This is a genomic window from Pseudomonas sp. GW821-FHT05D12 (assembly GCF_059419825.1).
This window is the reverse complement of sequence record NZ_JBWKSN010000004.1, coordinates 186,406-201,890: the sequence shown is the minus strand read 5'-3', so window position 1 is coordinate 201,890 and position 15,485 is coordinate 186,406. Positions and strand designations below refer to the sequence as shown.

General features: G+C 63.3%; 13 protein-coding genes. 7 read left to right on the top strand and 6 right to left on the bottom strand.

The window, feature by feature from the left end:
* Positions 1-90 precede the first annotated feature (90 nt).
* The 3 genes from AC07SI_RS08970 (at position 91) to AC07SI_RS08960 (ending at position 3,331) form a co-directional block, all read left to right on the top strand.
* The gene (locus AC07SI_RS08970) at positions 91-978 is read left to right on the top strand and encodes a transketolase (RefSeq protein ID WP_065905619.1); all 888 of its coding nucleotides are present in this window, start codon (positions 91-93) and stop codon (positions 976-978) included.
* Between the two features lie 2 nt (positions 979-980).
* The gene (locus tag AC07SI_RS08965) at positions 981-1,961 is read left to right on the top strand and encodes a transketolase family protein (RefSeq protein WP_201143960.1); all 981 of its coding nucleotides are present in this window, start codon (positions 981-983) and stop codon (positions 1,959-1,961) included.
* Positions 1,962-2,023: 62 nt separating this feature from the next.
* Positions 2,024-3,331 (top strand): MFS transporter, encoded by a 1,308-nt coding sequence (locus AC07SI_RS08960; protein WP_065905617.1) that lies wholly within the window; start codon positions 2,024-2,026, stop codon positions 3,329-3,331.
* A gap of 39 nt (positions 3,332-3,370) precedes the next feature.
* Here the strand turns inward: AC07SI_RS08960 and AC07SI_RS08955 are convergent, their stop codons facing one another.
* The 4 genes from AC07SI_RS08955 to AC07SI_RS08940 all read right to left on the bottom strand — a co-directional run bounded on the left by AC07SI_RS08955 (position 3,371) and on the right by AC07SI_RS08940 (position 10,424).
* Positions 3,371-4,753 carry an efflux transporter outer membrane subunit gene (locus AC07SI_RS08955; protein ID WP_495005571.1) on the bottom strand — a complete coding sequence of 461 codons (1,383 nt, stop codon included), beginning with the start codon at positions 4,751-4,753 and terminating at the stop codon, positions 3,371-3,373.
* Positions 4,746-7,901, bottom strand: coding sequence for an efflux RND transporter permease subunit (locus AC07SI_RS08950; protein WP_282395701.1), 3,156 nt, complete (start codon positions 7,899-7,901; stop codon positions 4,746-4,748). The genes AC07SI_RS08955 and AC07SI_RS08950 overlap by 8 nt, the downstream gene beginning before the upstream one ends.
* Positions 7,898-9,043: an efflux RND transporter periplasmic adaptor subunit gene (locus AC07SI_RS08945; protein ID WP_065905614.1), complete on the bottom strand. Its 1,146-nt coding sequence runs from the start codon at positions 9,041-9,043 to the stop codon at positions 7,898-7,900. The genes AC07SI_RS08950 and AC07SI_RS08945 overlap by 4 nt, the downstream gene beginning before the upstream one ends.
* Positions 9,044-9,299: 256 nt before the next feature.
* On the bottom strand, positions 9,300-10,424 hold the full coding sequence (locus tag AC07SI_RS08940; RefSeq protein ID WP_065905613.1) for a zinc-dependent alcohol dehydrogenase family protein: 1,125 nt from the start codon (positions 10,422-10,424) through the stop codon (positions 9,300-9,302).
* 247 nt (positions 10,425-10,671) lie between these two features.
* On the opposite strand from AC07SI_RS08940, the gene AC07SI_RS08935 reads away from it, so the two are divergent.
* Genes AC07SI_RS08935 through AC07SI_RS08925 form a run of 3 tightly spaced genes read left to right on the top strand, consistent with a single transcriptional unit; the run spans position 10,672 to position 12,586 of the window.
* Positions 10,672-11,115, top strand: coding sequence for a cupin domain-containing protein (locus AC07SI_RS08935; protein ID WP_495005570.1), 444 nt, complete (start codon positions 10,672-10,674; stop codon positions 11,113-11,115).
* The gene (locus AC07SI_RS08930; RefSeq protein ID WP_495005569.1) at positions 11,112-12,170 is read left to right on the top strand and encodes an L-dopachrome tautomerase-related protein; all 1,059 of its coding nucleotides are present in this window, start codon (positions 11,112-11,114) and stop codon (positions 12,168-12,170) included. Before AC07SI_RS08935 ends, AC07SI_RS08930 begins: the two co-directional genes overlap by 4 nt.
* The gene (locus tag AC07SI_RS08925) at positions 12,167-12,586 is read left to right on the top strand and encodes an SRPBCC family protein (protein ID WP_120448126.1); all 420 of its coding nucleotides are present in this window, start codon (positions 12,167-12,169) and stop codon (positions 12,584-12,586) included. Before AC07SI_RS08930 ends, AC07SI_RS08925 begins: the two co-directional genes overlap by 4 nt.
* Here AC07SI_RS08925 and AC07SI_RS08920 read toward each other — a convergent pair.
* Positions 12,583-13,485, bottom strand: a complete 903-nt coding sequence (locus tag AC07SI_RS08920) for a LysR family transcriptional regulator (protein ID WP_201143956.1) — start codon at positions 13,483-13,485, stop codon at positions 12,583-12,585. The two genes, AC07SI_RS08925 and AC07SI_RS08920, sit on opposite strands and share 4 nt — an antisense overlap.
* A 75-nt stretch (positions 13,486-13,560) precedes the next feature.
* Complete coding sequence (locus AC07SI_RS08915; RefSeq protein WP_213552284.1) at positions 13,561-14,484, bottom strand: LysR substrate-binding domain-containing protein; 924 nt, start codon at positions 14,482-14,484, stop codon at positions 13,561-13,563.
* Between the two features lie 110 nt (positions 14,485-14,594).
* Here AC07SI_RS08915 and AC07SI_RS08910 point away from each other — a divergent pair, with 110 nt between their 5' ends.
* Entirely contained in the window at positions 14,595-15,443 is an 849-nt protein-coding gene (locus AC07SI_RS08910; protein WP_495005568.1) for a type 1 glutamine amidotransferase domain-containing protein, read from the top strand.
* The last annotated feature ends 42 nt before the right edge of the window (positions 15,444-15,485 follow it).

Genomic DNA, 15,485 nt, shown 5'->3' with positions numbered 1-15,485 from the left:
ACAACTGAACCCACACCCCACCCGTTGAAGTTCAAGCCCCGCGCCTGAAAGTCGACTTCAACACATTCATGCCTGTGATTGGAGGTAGAGATGTCTGCACCCCGAAAAACGCTCGAACAGTGGCGCGCCAGCGATTTTGTGCCCGATGCCGTGACCGTTGCACGGCTCAAGGACCGGGCGAAATTCGTTCGCCTGGAAACCATCCGCCTGATCGAAATCGCCAAGACCGGCCACTACACCTCGGTGTTCTCCGCCGCCGAGTTGTTTGCCGCGCTGTACTACGACGTGATGACGATTCGCCCCGAAGAACCGAAGTGGCCGGGCCGCGACCGCTTCCTGATGGGCAAGGGCCACGCTGCCGTGGGCCAGTTCCCGATCCTGGCGGACCTGGGCGTATTCCCCAAGGAGTGGCTCGATGAATACACCCGCCTGGGCAGCCCTCTGGGCGATCACCCTGACATGCGCAAAGTACCCGGTATCGACTTCTCTTCCGGCTCCATCGGCCACGCCCTTTCCGGCGGCCTGGGCATGTGCCTGGCCCAACGTTTCACCGGCGAAACCTATGACGTGTTCGTCATGCTCGGCGACGGCGAAATGCAGGAAGGCCAGGTCTGGGAAGCCGCCATGGGCGCCGCCCATCACAAGGCCAAGCACCTGATCGCGATTGTCGACCGCAACGGCTTCCAGCTCGACGGTTCGGTCGACGACGTCATCGGCATCGAACCGCTGGATGAAAAATGGCGCGCGTTCGGCTGGGAAGTGCACGTGATCGACGGGCACAACATCGCCGAAGTCACCGAGACCCTGCGCCGCGTAAAAGCCGATGAGAGCCGCGACAAACCCGTCTGCATCATCGCCAAGACCGTCAAGGGCAAAGGCGTCTCCTACATGGAGACCGAGCCCGGCTGGCACCTCGGTTACCTCGACCCGGAAGACGCCAAACGCGCTATCGCTGAAATTGAAGCCATGGAGATCTGAACATGAACGCCCCTCTTTCCCCCAATTCCTGGCAGTACCGTGGCCTCAACGCGATGAACCCGGGCCTGTCGTTCCTGTCCGACGCGCTGATCGACCTGGCCCGCGAAGGCTACCCGGTGATGGCTGGTTCCGCTGACCTGCAGTACTCCAACGGGCTCAACAAGTTCGCCAGCGAGTACCCCGAGCGCTACATCCAGTTCGGTATTTCCGAACAGAACATGGTCACCGCCGCCGCCGGCCTGGCCACCTGCGGGGTCATGCCGTTCGTGGCAACCTTCGCCTCGTTCCTCGGCTTGCTGTGCTGCGAGCAAATCCGCATGGACGTGGCCTACTCGGCACAGCCGGTGCGCCTGATCGGCCACCACACCGGGATTTCCCTGGGCTTCTACGGCACCTCGCACCATGCCACCGAAGACATCGCCACCATGCGCTCGATTGCCGACCTCGCGGTGGTCTCGCCGGCCGATGGTGCGCAACTGGCGGCGGCGATCAAGGCGTCTGCCACCTACGACAAGCCGGTGTATTTCCGTATCGGCCGAGGTCGCGATCCGGTGGTCTACGACGCCGATGTGGTCTTCGAGTTCGGCAAGGCCCATGAGCACATCGAAGGCGAAGAGCTCACCATTATCGCCTGCGGCATCACTGTGCACGCCGCCCTGGAAGCAGCTCGCAAGATGAATGCCGAAGGTCGTTCGGTGGGTGTGATCGACATGGCCTCGATCAAGCCGATCGACCGTGACGCGATCCTGCGCGCCGCCGCCCGCAGCAAACGCATGATGACCGTCGAGGAACACAACGTGCTCGGTGGCCTGGGCGCCGCCGTGGCGGAAGTGCTGGCCGACGAAGGTGTCGGCGTGAAGCTCAAGCGCCACGGCATCTACGACGAATACAGCCTGATCGCCCCGCCGACGCACCTGTACCAGCACTACAAACTCGATGCCGCCGGAATCGAGGAAGTCGCCCTGGCCCACCTCAACGCCTGACGCCTGCCCACGGGAGCGAGCGCGCTCGCTCCCACGCGGTACCCCATTTCTCGGAGCCAATAATGAATAACATCACCGAGACCCTGTCCGATCACGCGATCGGGCACGGCAAGACACGCACGTCCCTGCGCAAAAAATCATTGGTCGCCACTGGCGTTGGCAACTTGCTGGAGTGGTTCGACTGGACCATCTATACCGTGGCCTCGGTGTATATCGCCGCCGCCCTCTTCGACAAAAGCAATCCCACTTCCGCCCTGCTCAGTACCCTGGCGGTGTTCGCCGCAGGTTTTGTACTGCGCCCGATTGGCGGGATCTTCTTCGGCATCCTCGCCGACCGGTTGGGCCGACGCATGGTGCTGCTCAGCACGATGCTGCTGATGGCCGGCGCCAGCCTGTTGATCGCGTTTATTCCCTCCTATGAGTCAATTGGCAGCTGGGCCTCCGGACTGCTGTTGCTGGCCCGCTTGATCCAAGGCTTCGCCCACGGCGGCGAGACCACCACGTCGTATGCCTATATCGCCGAAATCGCCCCGCCGAAACGGCGTGGGCTGTGGTCCAGCACGGTGTTTCTCGCCGTAGGGTCCGGCTCGTTGCTCGCGACGTTCTACATGGCACTGCTCACCGGCTTGCTGTCCACCAGCGAAATGCAGGAATGGGGCTGGCGCCTGCCCTTCGCCACCGGTGGCCTACTGGCGGTGTTTGCCTTGTGGTTGCGACGCAACATGATGGAAAGCGAGCACTCGCCAAGCGTCGGTGCCGAGTCGTCGGCAGCGGCGTGGAGCCGTGGCAAGATCCTCCAGCACGGTGTGCGCCTGTTCCTGTATGAAGCCGGCGCGACATTGACCTACTACACCTGGGTCACCTCGGCGTCGATCTACGCCATCAGCGTCAAGGGCATGGACCCGCGCAGCGCCTTCACCATGAGCTGCATTGCACAGGTGATCTACCTGGTGTTCCTGCCCATTTCCGGGTGGCTGTCGGACCAGTGGGGCCGCAAGATTTCCGCGTTGATTTCGCTGCTGGGGATTGCCGCCACGCTATTCCCGCTGTGGGGCTTGATCTCCAGCGAGCCGTGGACCTTGATGGTGGCGCAAACCGCCGGCCTGTTGTTGGTCGGGTTTATCACCGGCTGCAAGCCGGCATCGATTTCCGAACAGATTCCCACCCGTTATCGCACACGCATGTTCGGGGTATGCATCTCCCTGGGCGTGGCGGTGTTCGGCGGCACGGCGTCGTACCTGACCACCTGGCTGTACTCGGAGAATATCGGCTGGATGTTCAATATCTATTTGATCGTGGTCGCGGTCATCGCCAGCGCCGTGGTGTTGATGTGGAAGAACAACCACGGCGTGCCGATCGACAAAATCTGAAGGCGACGGGAGCAGGCAAGCCCTGCTCCCCCGCTGCCGTCAGCCGCCCAGTGCGCTGACCAGCGCAGCCTGGTTCTGCCATTGCGCGGTCTTGACCTGGGCCAGCGCGTTCTGCGCCGCCAACTGCACCCGCTGCGCCTGCAGCACATCCAGAAACGGCGTTTCCCCGGCCTGCCAGGCGCGCTGAATCTGCTCGGCCGCAGAACTTGCCTGGCTCGCCGCACTGGCCAGGAACTGCTGGCGCTCAGCATTGCGCTGCGCCGCCGCCAGGGCCGACTCCACCTCCGACACCGCCGTGAGCACCGTACGCCGGTACGCCAGCAACGCCTGCCGCGCCTCGGCATCGCGCAAGTCGACGACGTTGCGTCGCCGTCCGCCGTCGAGTACCGGCACGCTGGCATTCACGCCGGCCAGCCAGAATGTCGAGTTGGCCAGGCTCGCCGCACTCACGCCGTCGATCAACGAGCCAAGTGCCGCCGACAGGCTCAGGCGCGGCATCAGGTCCGCCTTGGCCACGCCGACGCGCGCATAAGCGCCAATCAGGCGCGCTTCAGCGGCACGTACATCCGGGCGACGACGCAACACGTCGGCCGGTGTACCCGCGTCAAGCAACGAGACCGTGGCCACCGTTGCCGGGGTCGCCGTGAACTGCTGGTACAGCGTCTCGGCAGGCTCGGCGAGCAACACCGACAGCCGATGCAGCGAGCGCTGCCAGCTGAGTTGCAGCGCCGGCACTTGCGCGGCGGTGGAACCAGACTGCGAACGGGCGCGCAGCAAGTCGGCTTCCGGGCTGCCCCCGGCGGCGTACAACTGCTCGGTCAGTTGCAGCGTCTCGGCCTGGCTCGCCGCACTTTGCTTGACGATAGCCAGCCGTTCCTCCAGGCCACGCGCCTCGGCGTAGGCCTGCACCACGTCGGTGATCAGTGCAATGCGCACCCCTTGGGCCTGCTCCTCGGTGGCATGGAAATCGGCGTCGGCCGCCCTCACCCCTTCACGAATACGGCCAAACAGGTCGATCTCCCAGGCTGCGCCCAGGCCAACCGACCTCGGCTCGGTGATCAGCGGGTCGCTGAACCCCGCCTGGTCGGCCGAGATCCGCTGGCGCGCGGCGTTGGCGTCCAGGTCCACCTGTGGGCTGCCGGATGCCTCAGCGATGTTGCGCAGCGCGCGCCCGGCATCGATGCGGGCCAGGGCCATCTGCAGGTCAAGGTTTTCGGCCAGGGCACGCGCCACCAGGCGGTTGAGCAAGGGGTCCTGATACAGCGTCCACCATTGTGCCGGCACACCCAGTGGCTGCGGGGTTTGCGCGTTGACGAATTGCGCGACGGGCGCCTCAATGCTGGGAGGCTGCACCGGTGAGGCGCAGGCGCTCAGCAGTGCGGCGCCGAGCAGCAAGGCCGGCGTACGTAGAAGATCATTCATGGGACAGCCCCTGTTGAAGTTGGATCGAGCGTTCGCCACCGGCCAGGCGGCGGATCAAGACATAAAACACCGGCGTGAACAGCAGCCCGAACAACGTCACGCCGATCATGCCAAAGAACACCGCCGCGCCTACGGCCTGGCGCATTTCCGAACCTGCGCCCTCGGACATCACCAACGGCAGCACACCGAGGACAAACGCCAGCGACGTCATCAGGATCGGCCGCAAACGCAGCCGACACGCTTCGACCACGGCGTCGACGATGCCCTGCCCTTCCTTCTCTTGTTGCCGCGCCACTTCGACGATCAGGATCGCGTTCTTCGCCGCCAGCCCGACCAGCACGATAAAACCGATCTGGGTGAGGATATTGATATCCAGGCCCATCAGGCGCACACCCCCGGCCGCAGCCAGCAGGCACATCGGCACAATCAACAGGATCGCCAGCGGCAGGCTCCAGCTGCCGTACTGCGCGGCGAGCACCAGGTACACGAAGATCACGCACAGCGGGAACACCAGCAGCCCCATGTTGCCGGCAGTGGTCTGCTGGTAGCTCAGGTCAGTCCACTGATAGCTGATGCCGGCCGGCAGCGTTTCCCGGGCCAGGCGCTCCATGGTCTTGATACCAAATTCAGAACCCAGCCCCGGCAACGTATCGCCGTTGATTTCTGCGGTCGGGAACAGGTTGTAGCGCGGGAAGCGCTCCACCCCGAGAGCCTCATGCAGGCGTGTCACGCTGGCAATCGGCACCATCTGACCGGCGTCGTTGCGCACCTTGACCCGCGCCAGGTCCTCGGGCGTGACGCGGTACGGCAAGTCAGCCTGCGCCGTAACGCGATAGGTACGGCCTACCAGGTTGAAGTCGTTGATGTAGGACGAACCAAAGTAGGTCTCGATTGCCTGGTTGATCTGGCTGCTCGGTACGCCGAGCATTTCCGCGCGTTCACGGTCCAGTTCGACGAACACCTGCGGGGTGCGGGCGGAGAACGGTGAATACACGCCGGTCATGCCCTGGGTAGCGTTGGCAGCCGCGATCAATGCATCGGTGGCCTTGGCCAAGGCTTCGGTGCCCAGGCCAGCAGTGTCCTGCAAGCGCATCGAGAAACCACCGGTACTGCCCAACCCCTGTACCGGCGGAGGCGTGGCGACAATCACCGTGGCGCCGCTGACAACTTTCAGCCGCTCACGCAGGTCTGCGGCGATCTTGTCCGAGGTCAGCCCGTGCTTCTTGCGCTCGGACCAGGGCTGGAACACCGGGGCCAGGCCGGCGGAGTTGGATGAACTGGTACCAGTCACCATCGAGAACCCGGAGAACGTCGGCACTCGATCCACCCCAGGCACCTGCAGCGCAATGGCTTCGATCTGCTGGGATATCGCGTTGGTACGTTCCAGCGACGCGCCGTCAGGCAATTGCACGATCACCACCAGGTAACCGCGATCCTGAATCGGGATGAACCCTTTGGGCGTCGACACCAGCAAGTACGCGGTGGCGGCGATCAGCACCGCATAGATCGCCAGCATCAATGGCGTCCGCCCCACCAGGCCGCGCACGCTGCCGGCATAGCTCGCCGAGAGTTTCAGGAAGCCACGGTTGAACCCATTCGCCGCACGCTTGAGCAGGCCGATGTTTGCCTGCTCTGCTTCAGGTGCATGCCGGCGCAGAATCATCGCCGCCAACGCCGGCGACAAGGTCACCGAATTGAACAGCGAGATCGCGGTGGCCACGGCAATGGTGATACCGAACTGGCGGAAGAACTCACCGGAGATGCCGGGAATGAACGCCGTCGGAATAAACACCGCACACAGCACCAGCGTGATGGCGATCAGTGCGCCACCGATTTCCTGCATGGTCACCAGCGTGGCGTCCAGCGGGCTCTTGCCATCGGCGAGGTGCCGCTCGACGTTCTCCACCACCACGATCGCGTTATCCACCACGATGCCGACCGCCAGCACCAGGCCGAACAGGGTCAGGTTGTTGATCGAATAACCGAGCATCGCCATCACGGCGAACGTGCCGACCAACGACACTGGAATCGCCAGGATCGGAATGATCGACGGCCGCCAGCCCTGCAGAAACACCATGATCACCAGCACCACCAGAATCACGGCTTCGTAGATGGTCTTGCCCAGCTCGCCGATACTGTCGGCGATGAAGGCGGTGGGGTTGTAGCCGATGCTGTATTCGATGCCCTCGGGGAAGTCCTTGCCGATCTTCTGCATGGTCTCCTCGACCACTTTCATCGTCGCCAGGGCATTCGCCCCGGGACGCTGCAGTACTTGCAGACCAATCGCCGGATTGCGCAGGTAGTAGGTGTTGTTGACGTAGGCCAGCCCGGCGATCTCCGTACGCGCCACGTCCTTGAGCCGCACCAGGCGCCCGCTGGCCCCCGACTTGAGCACGATGTTGTCGAAGTCGGCTGGCTCCTTCAGGCGCCCTTCGAAGATCAGGTTCGGCTGGAACGCCTGGGAGGCCACCGGCGGCTGGGCGATCACGCCGCCGGCCACCTGGGTGTTCTGCGCACGCACTGCGGCGATGATGTCGGCCGGGGTCAGGTTGAACGCCGCCACACGCTCCGGGTCGAGCCAGATGCGCATCGAATATTCGCGTGCCCCCAACGGGTTGATGTCACCCACGCCATCGATGCGCTTGAGCACGTCGGCGACATTGCGGATCGCGAAGTTCGAGACATACAACTGGTCGTAGGTGCCCTTGGGCGACGAGATGAAAATCGTCGACAGTTGCGTCGGCGACGACTTGCGCACCGTCACCCCGCTGCGCTGCACCGGCTCCGGCAAGCGCGGGGTGGCCAGCGCCACTCGGTTCTGCACCAGCACCTGGGCCTTGTCCACGTCGGTGCCGCCCTTGAACGTGATGGTCAGGTTCAGGCTGCCGTCGGACATCGCCTGGCTGTACATGTAGAGCATGTCTTCAACGCCGTTGACCTCCTGCTCGATGGGGATTGCCAGCGTTTCGGCCACGGTCTGCGCCGACGCCCCGGGGTAGGTCGCGGTGACCACTACTGTAGGCGGGGCGATGTCCGGGTATTCGGAGGTCGGCAACACCAGGTAGGCCAGGCCGCCGACAATCAGCAAAACAATCGACAGCACAATGGCCAGTACCGGCTGTTCGATAGAGGTACGTCCCAGGTTCATCGCTGTGCCTCCAGCGGCGCGCTGGCGGTTGCGGTATCACCCGCGCGCACGCGCTGCAGGCCGTCGACAATCACGCGGTCCTGTTCCTGCAGGCCGGCGGCGATTTCGCGCAGGCCGTCATGCAATTTGCCCAGGGTCACCGGACGAATCTCGACCTTGTCCTGCGGGTTGAGCACGTACACCACTTTGCGCGTCGCATCGACACTGATCGCAGTGTCCGGCAGCAGCAACGCCGGGTAGGCCGCCTGGCTGGAGAATTGCACCCGGCCAAATTGCCCCGGGCTCAGCTGCAGGTCCTTGTTACTCACGCGAGCACGCTGGCGCAGGGTGCCGGTGGAGGGGTCGAGCCGGTTATCGATAAAGTCCATGCGCCCGCTCATGCTCGGCTCGCTTTCGCCGGGCAAGGCGATCCGCACCTGGCTCTGGTTGCCGCCGGTATGCGCCTGGCGCCGGTACTTGAGGTAGCTCTGCTCATCGATATCGAAGTAGATATCGATCGGGTCAATCGACACGATGGTGGTCAACAACGTCGCGCTGCTGTTGCCGCCGTTGACCAGGTTGCCCTCGCTGATCAGCTTGCGGCTGATGCGCCCACTCATGGGCGCAGTAATGCGGGTGAACTCCAGGTCCAGCCTGGCATTGCTCAACGCCCCCTCGGCACTCAACACTTCGGCCTGCGCCGCCTGACGCGCCTGCAAGCGCTGGTCGTACAGGCTGCGCGCGATCGTCCTGGACTCGATCAGCACCTTGGCGCGGGCAAACTCCTGCTCGGCCAAGGCCAGTTGCGAACGCACCTGCGCCAACTTGCCCTGGGCCTGGACCACCGCCGCCTGGAACGAACGGGAGTCGATCACGAACAGCAGATCACCTTTCTTGACGATGGCACCGTCCTGGAACGCGACCTTTTCCAGATAGCCACTGACCCGCGAGCGCACTTCCACCGAGTCGGTGGCTTCGAAGCGCCCGGTGAAACTGTCCCAGTCGGTGATCACCGATTTCACCGGTTTGCTCACCGTTACCGTGGGGGCCACCGATGCCGGTTTCGCGTGGTCTGCGCCACAGCCGCTCAACGTCGCGAACACGGCCAGGCTGATGCCTGAAAGTGCCGCACTTTTAACCCAGTTGGGCTTTTTCAGGGACAAACAGCTCCCCTTCCCCTGTATAGAAGAATGCACGTCAGTTGCTCCGTAATGGAATGTTTTAAGAGAGGATCAAGAACAACAAGTTAACCCGTGACCCACTTTCATTTATTTGAATAGAAAGGAATTTTCCGTGACTCAAGGACTTAGATAAACCACGTTAAAACGAAAACAATATTGACCCCCAGGCAAATAACCGAGGTAAAAAAAGATGGCCTCTCAGCCACCTTTTTAAATAACCGGGGTTAAAGCCCGCGCGTCAAAACTCAATCACCTGGCGTACCGCACTGCCGTCGTGCAAACGGTCGAAACCTTCATTGATATCGTCCAGTTTCAGCCGCCCACTTAGCAGCCGATCCACCGGGAGCCGGCCATCGCGGTACAGCGCAATGAAGCGTGGAATATCACGCAGCGGTACACAGGTGCCGATATAGCTGCCCTTGAGCGTGCGTTCCTCACCCACCAACTGCACGACGTTGACCGGCAGCGCCGAGCCCGGTGGCGGCAGGCCGGCGGTCACGGTCATGCCGCCGCGCCGAGTCATTTGCATGGCATTGTCCAGCGCACGGATGGAACCGGCCATTTCAAACACATAGTCGGCCCCGCCGGCAGTCAGCTGGCGGACTTGCTCGACGGCATCCGCGTCGCCGCCATTGACCACGGCGGTCGCACCGACGTCCCTGGCCAGTGCGAGTTTTGCCGGCGACAGGTCGACCGCAATGATCTGGCTCGCCCCCGCCGCTCGCGCCCCCAGCACCGCCGCCAGGCCCACCCCGCCCAGGCCGATTACCACGGCCGTGGCGCCCACGCGCAGCTGCGCGGTATTCACCACCGCGCCGACGCCCGTCAGCACCGCACAGCCGAACAGCGCAGCCTCGACGAAAGGCAAGTCGCGGTCGATCTTGACCACCGAGTTGCGTGACACCACCGCGTATTCGGCAAACGCCGACACCCCCAGGTGATGATGCACCTGCCCGGCCGCACTGCTCAGGCGTACCGCGCCATTGATCAAGGTGCCTGCCGCATTCGCCTTGGCGCCTGGCTCGCACAGCGCTGGGCGGCCTTCGGCGCACGGCAGGCAGTGGCCGCAACTGGGCATGAAGACCATGACCACATGATCACCCGGCTCGAGGTCGCTGACCCCGTCGCCCAAGGCTTCAACTACCCCGGCCGCCTCATGGCCGAGCGCCATGGGCATCGGTCGCGGGCGATCGCCATTGATCACCGACAGGTCGGAATGGCACAGGCCGGCAGCCCGGATGCGCACCAGCACCTCACCCGGCCCCGGCGGCGCCAGCTCGATGGTCTCGATGCTGATCGGCTTGCTCTGGGCGTAGGGCGGGGCAACCTTCATGTGTCTGAGGACAGCAGTTCTGACTTGCATAGGGTGTCTCCAACGCAGCGGGATCGATAATCAATGGACCCCACTATGCCCCATGCGATCCCTGGCAAAAATGCATCGCCGGGCGCAGCAGTTTGGAATTGAATTCGCAACGCGCCAGGGACGCCAGCTGTGCGTTGAGTTCTCAAATCTTGTGCCCGCGCGCAGCGTTCTCCGGCCACGGCTCACTGCTTATGCTGACCCCACACGATGACAGCACTGAACACAGTGCGCCTGACATGAGGGTTTCATGATGTCCGCAGCAATCCCCCGCAAAAAACTGGTCGAGGCCGCCCCCCATGCCTCGTTCGACCTGAATGCAATCGTCAAGACCTTCCCCGAGAACGCCGACACCCTGTTGGTGGACACCCGCCTGACCGACGAAGATGAAGCCAGTGGCCGTGTGTTCCGGGTGTATCACCCGACGCCGGCGCACTATCACGCCACCTGTGACGAGTACCTGATCATCCTATCCGGCCGCGCGCGCTTTTTCATGGGTGACCGCGAGCCGTTCGAAGTGGGTTCGGGCGAGATGCTGTTCTTCAAGAAGTTCACCATCCACGGCATGCCGGAAATCCTCGAGCATCCGCTGTTCATGGTCTCGGTCGACACGCCGCGACGCGACCCCAGCGATATCATCTTCGTCGACCCGGCCGCCGGCACCGCCGCCTCCTTCGTGCAGGCATTGACATGAGCACCCAGGCCCTGGAGATCGTGGCGACGTTCCCGGTCGAGCGGCCGGGCAACCCGACCGTCATGCCGGATGGGCGCGTGCTGGTGTCCGTCTCGGCGATCATCGCGCCGCCGTTCTCGGTGCGCGCCGTGACCGCCGACGGCGAGCACCCGCCTTACCCGAATGCGCGCTGGGCGGGCAAGCCCGACGCGCAGGGCCACGGTATGTCGGCGGTGATCGGCATCCGCACCGACCCACAGGGTATCGTGTGGATTCTGGACATGGGCGGCCCGCAGCAACAGCCACGCCTGATTGCCTGGAACGACCAGGAAAACCGCCTGCAACGCCTGATCGTGTTACCGCAGAATGTGCTGCGCCCCAGCTCCTTCACCCAGGATTTCGTGATCGACTGGCGCCAGCAACGCATCTACATCGCCGACATGACGCTGAACCCGGCGGGCACCAGCGACTACCCGGCGATTATCGTCGTCGACCTGCAAACCGGGTTGTCATGGCGTGCGCTGGAGTGCCATCCAGCCTTGATGCCGGGCGATGAACCGCTGCAAATCGGGGGAAAAACCCTGGCCCTGCGTACCCCGGAAGGCGAAGTGATCCCTTACCGCTACGGCCTGAACCCCATCGCCATCGACCCACTGGGCCGCTGGGTGTACGTCGGCTCGATGTCGGCGCGCCAGGTCTACCGGATCGCCGCAACAGTACTCGCGCAACCGGCGGATGCTGCACGACTGGACGCCGCCGTGGAGTACTGGTGCGAAAAACCCTGTTGCGACGGCTTTGACGTGGATGCCGAAGGCAACGTCTACGTGACCGACATCGCCAACAACGCCATCGGCCTGGCCTCCCCCGCGGGCTATCGCATCCTCGCCCAGGACGACCGGTTGCTCGGCTGGCCGGATGGCGTCGAACTGGATGCCCAGGGCCGCTGGCTTTATATCACCGCCAATCAACTGCACCGTCACCCCTTGCTCAATGCGGGCGAGGACGACAGTCGGCCCCCCTTCCATGTATTGCGTCTGCGAGTGGACGCGCCCATGAACCCAGAGGTAAAACCATGAGTGAAGTACGTGTCTCGATTGCCATTGCACGCCCGGTCGACGAAGTCTGGTCGGTGCTCGGCGGCTACAATTGGCTGCCGCGCTGGCTGGACGTCATTGCCAGCAGCAACCTGAGTGACGGTGGGCGTCTGCGCCAACTGAAAACCGCCGACGGCGCGCTGATTGTCGAGCGCTTGCTGACGTTTGACGAAGACGCCCGGCAGTACAGCTACGCCTTGCTCGAAGGCCCGTCGCCGGTAATCGATTATGTCGGCACGATGGCGGCCAAGGACGATGGCAAAGGCGGCACACTGGCGAGCTGGTCCAGCACCTTTATCGTCCAGGGCGCGGAAGAGGCTGAGGTTGTCGCGCATTTCGAGGCGCTGTATGCCGCCGGGCTGCAAGGCCTCAAGCGCGTGGTCGAAGCCCAGGCTTAACCACGCGTCATAAACGCCTGCAGGCGCGGCACCATGAAGTCGAGGAAGGTGCGAATACGCTGGGGCACGTGCTGGCCGCCCTGGTACAACGCGTGCACTTCCTCGCAATCATGCCCGTTGTGCGCCAGCAGCTCGACGAGTCGGCCCGCGGCAATGTCCTCGTCGATATGAAAATCGGCCAGGCGCGCAATGCCCGCACCGGCGATAGCCATGCGCCGAACCGTCTCGCCGTTGTTGGCTTGCAGGTTGCCCTGCACGATGCGATCGACGATGCGGCCACTCTGGTTCATCGGCCAGACCGGGGTGGCACGACGGAAGTTGAAGCTCAGGCAGTTGTGCTCGCTGAGGGCTTCGAGGGTTTCAGGCACGCCGTGCTTTTCCAGGTACAGCGGTGAAGCGACGATCTTACGCCGCGCCACGCCGATGGTCCTGGCACGCAGGGTCGAGTCACTCAAGACGCCAACCCGAAAGGCGACGTCCGTGCGGTCCAGGTACATATCGACGATGTCATCGCACAGCGACAGGTTAATCTGGATATTCGGGTGAGCGTCCCAGAACGCCGGCAGGTTGGGCTCGATGGCCAAGGTGCCGAACGCCACCGAGGCATTGATGCGCACGGTCCCACGGGCTTTTTGCGCGCCCTGGGCCAATACCCGCTCCACATCATCGAGGTCAGCCAGCAAGGCGATGCTGCGCTCGTAGTAGATGCGTCCTTCGTCGGTCAGCGACAGCTTGCGAGTGGAGCGCTCCAGCAGGCGCACGCCGAGGCGCAGCTCAAGGCGAACGATCAGTTTGCTCACGGTCGAGGGCGTCATCAGCATCTGGCGCGCGGCCTGGGAAAAACTGCCAGCGTCCACCACGCGCACAAACACCGACATTTCACCCGCTCTGTTATCCACGTTCGTTGCTCCACTGGCTGATTAGTGAAAAATTATCACAAACGCCAGGGGGGCAGAGGCCGATAAACCGCTGCCTTATTCACTTGTCTTGTGAAACGGATTCACCTCACGGGTCAGGAAATCGATCAATGCCCGCGCCGCCGCCGACAGTTGGCGATGTGGTGCGAAGATCACCGAGAACGGCCGCGAACGTCCTGCCGCCTGCTCTAGCAAGGGCACCAGCCGTCCGCTCCGGATGCGCTCGCGCACAATAAACTCGTAGGTCTGGCAGATCCCCATGCCGTGCTCGGCCAGCGATACCGTGCCCAGGACATCATCGGCTACCAGCACAGTCGCCTGGGGCAGCCACTCTCGGTCAATTCCCTGTTCGCGAAACAGCCAGGGGCCGACGCGGCCGCTGCTGGGCATCACGAACGGCAGGCAGGCATGCGCAGACAGGTCATCCACGCTCAATGGAGCGGCCACGCGGCGCAGGTAGTCGGGCGCGGCGACCACGCACAACGACGCATCTTCCAGCTTGCGCCCGATCAGGCCGCTGTCGGGCAAGGCCCCGAGGCGGATGGCCAGGTCATAGCCTTCGGCGACGAGGTCGACATTGCGATTGCTGATGCTCAATTCGACGCTGACCTGGGGGTACTGCCGGTGGAATTGGCACAGCAGGGGCGGCAACCTGAAGTGGCCGTAAGTGGTCGGCACGCTGAGGCGCACGCGGCCGGTCAACGCGCCTTCCTGGCCCTGGATCGAGCGTTCGGCATTGTCGATCAACGAGAACGCCGCGCGGGACTGCTCGAGGTAGAGCACACCGGCCTGGGTCAGGCTCAAGCGTCGAGTTGTGCGCCGCAACAGCTGCACGCCCAGACGCGTTTCCAGGCGAGAAATCGCACGGCTGACCACCGACGGCGTCGTCGCCAAACATACCGCACCCGCGCTCAGGGAGCCTTTTTCCACCACGGTGACGAAGACTTCTACATCCGCAAGATAATCGAATCGACGGCTCACTTTTGCCTCCAACGAACAGGTGCTGTTCTCGCCAGCGAGTTTATCGCCACCGCAGGCATGAATATAGTGCGCCCAGCCTTCCGGCCCTTTCTTCTCAATCAGGAACGCCCATGCGCGCACTCAGCCGAATCGCCCTTGCAATGACGGTATTCACCACGGCACTTCACGCCCAGGCCAGCAACGTGCTGGTGGTGCTGTCCGATGCCGACCACCTCGACCTCAAGGACAACAAAGTCTTCTCCACTGGGTTTTATTTGAACGAACTCATGCAGCCAGTGAAATTGCTGCTCGACGCCGGCCACTCGGTGACCTTTGCCACGCCCACCGGCAAGGCTCCGACGCTGGATAAATCCTCCACCGACGCGGCCTATTTCAACAACGATGCGGCGGCCCTGCAGGTGCACAAGGTGCTGCTCGAACGCCTGAAAATCACCTCGCCGGGTGAGTCGCCGGTGATCAGCCTGTCGCGCGTCGAACAGATCGGCTACGAGCAGTTCGATGCCGTGTACGTGCCCGGTGGCCATGCGCCGATGCAAGACCTGCTGCACAGTGCCGAGCTGGGCAAACTGCTGAAGCACTTCCATGCCAACCAGAAAACCACCGCGCTGGTCTGCCATGGTCCGATTGCCCTGCTCTCGACCTTGTCCGACCCGACGTCCTTCACCCAGCAGCTGGAAAACGGCAACCCCGCCACCGCGACCGGCTGGACCTATGCCGGCTATCAATTCACGGTCATCAGCAACCAGGAGGAAGAACTCGCCAAAGGCCTGCTGAAAGGCGGCGCCATGAAGTTCTATCCCCAGACGGCACTGCAACACGCCGGTGGCACCTACAGCAGCAACACCTCGCCGTGGACCAGCCATGTGGTCATCGACCGTGAGCTGGTGACGGGGCAGAATCCGGCGTCGGCACTGGATGTGGGCAAGGCGATCCTCAAGCGTCTGCCGGCCAGGCCCTGACTACCCAGCTGTGCATTGCAGTCAAGAGTATTGTGCGCGCCA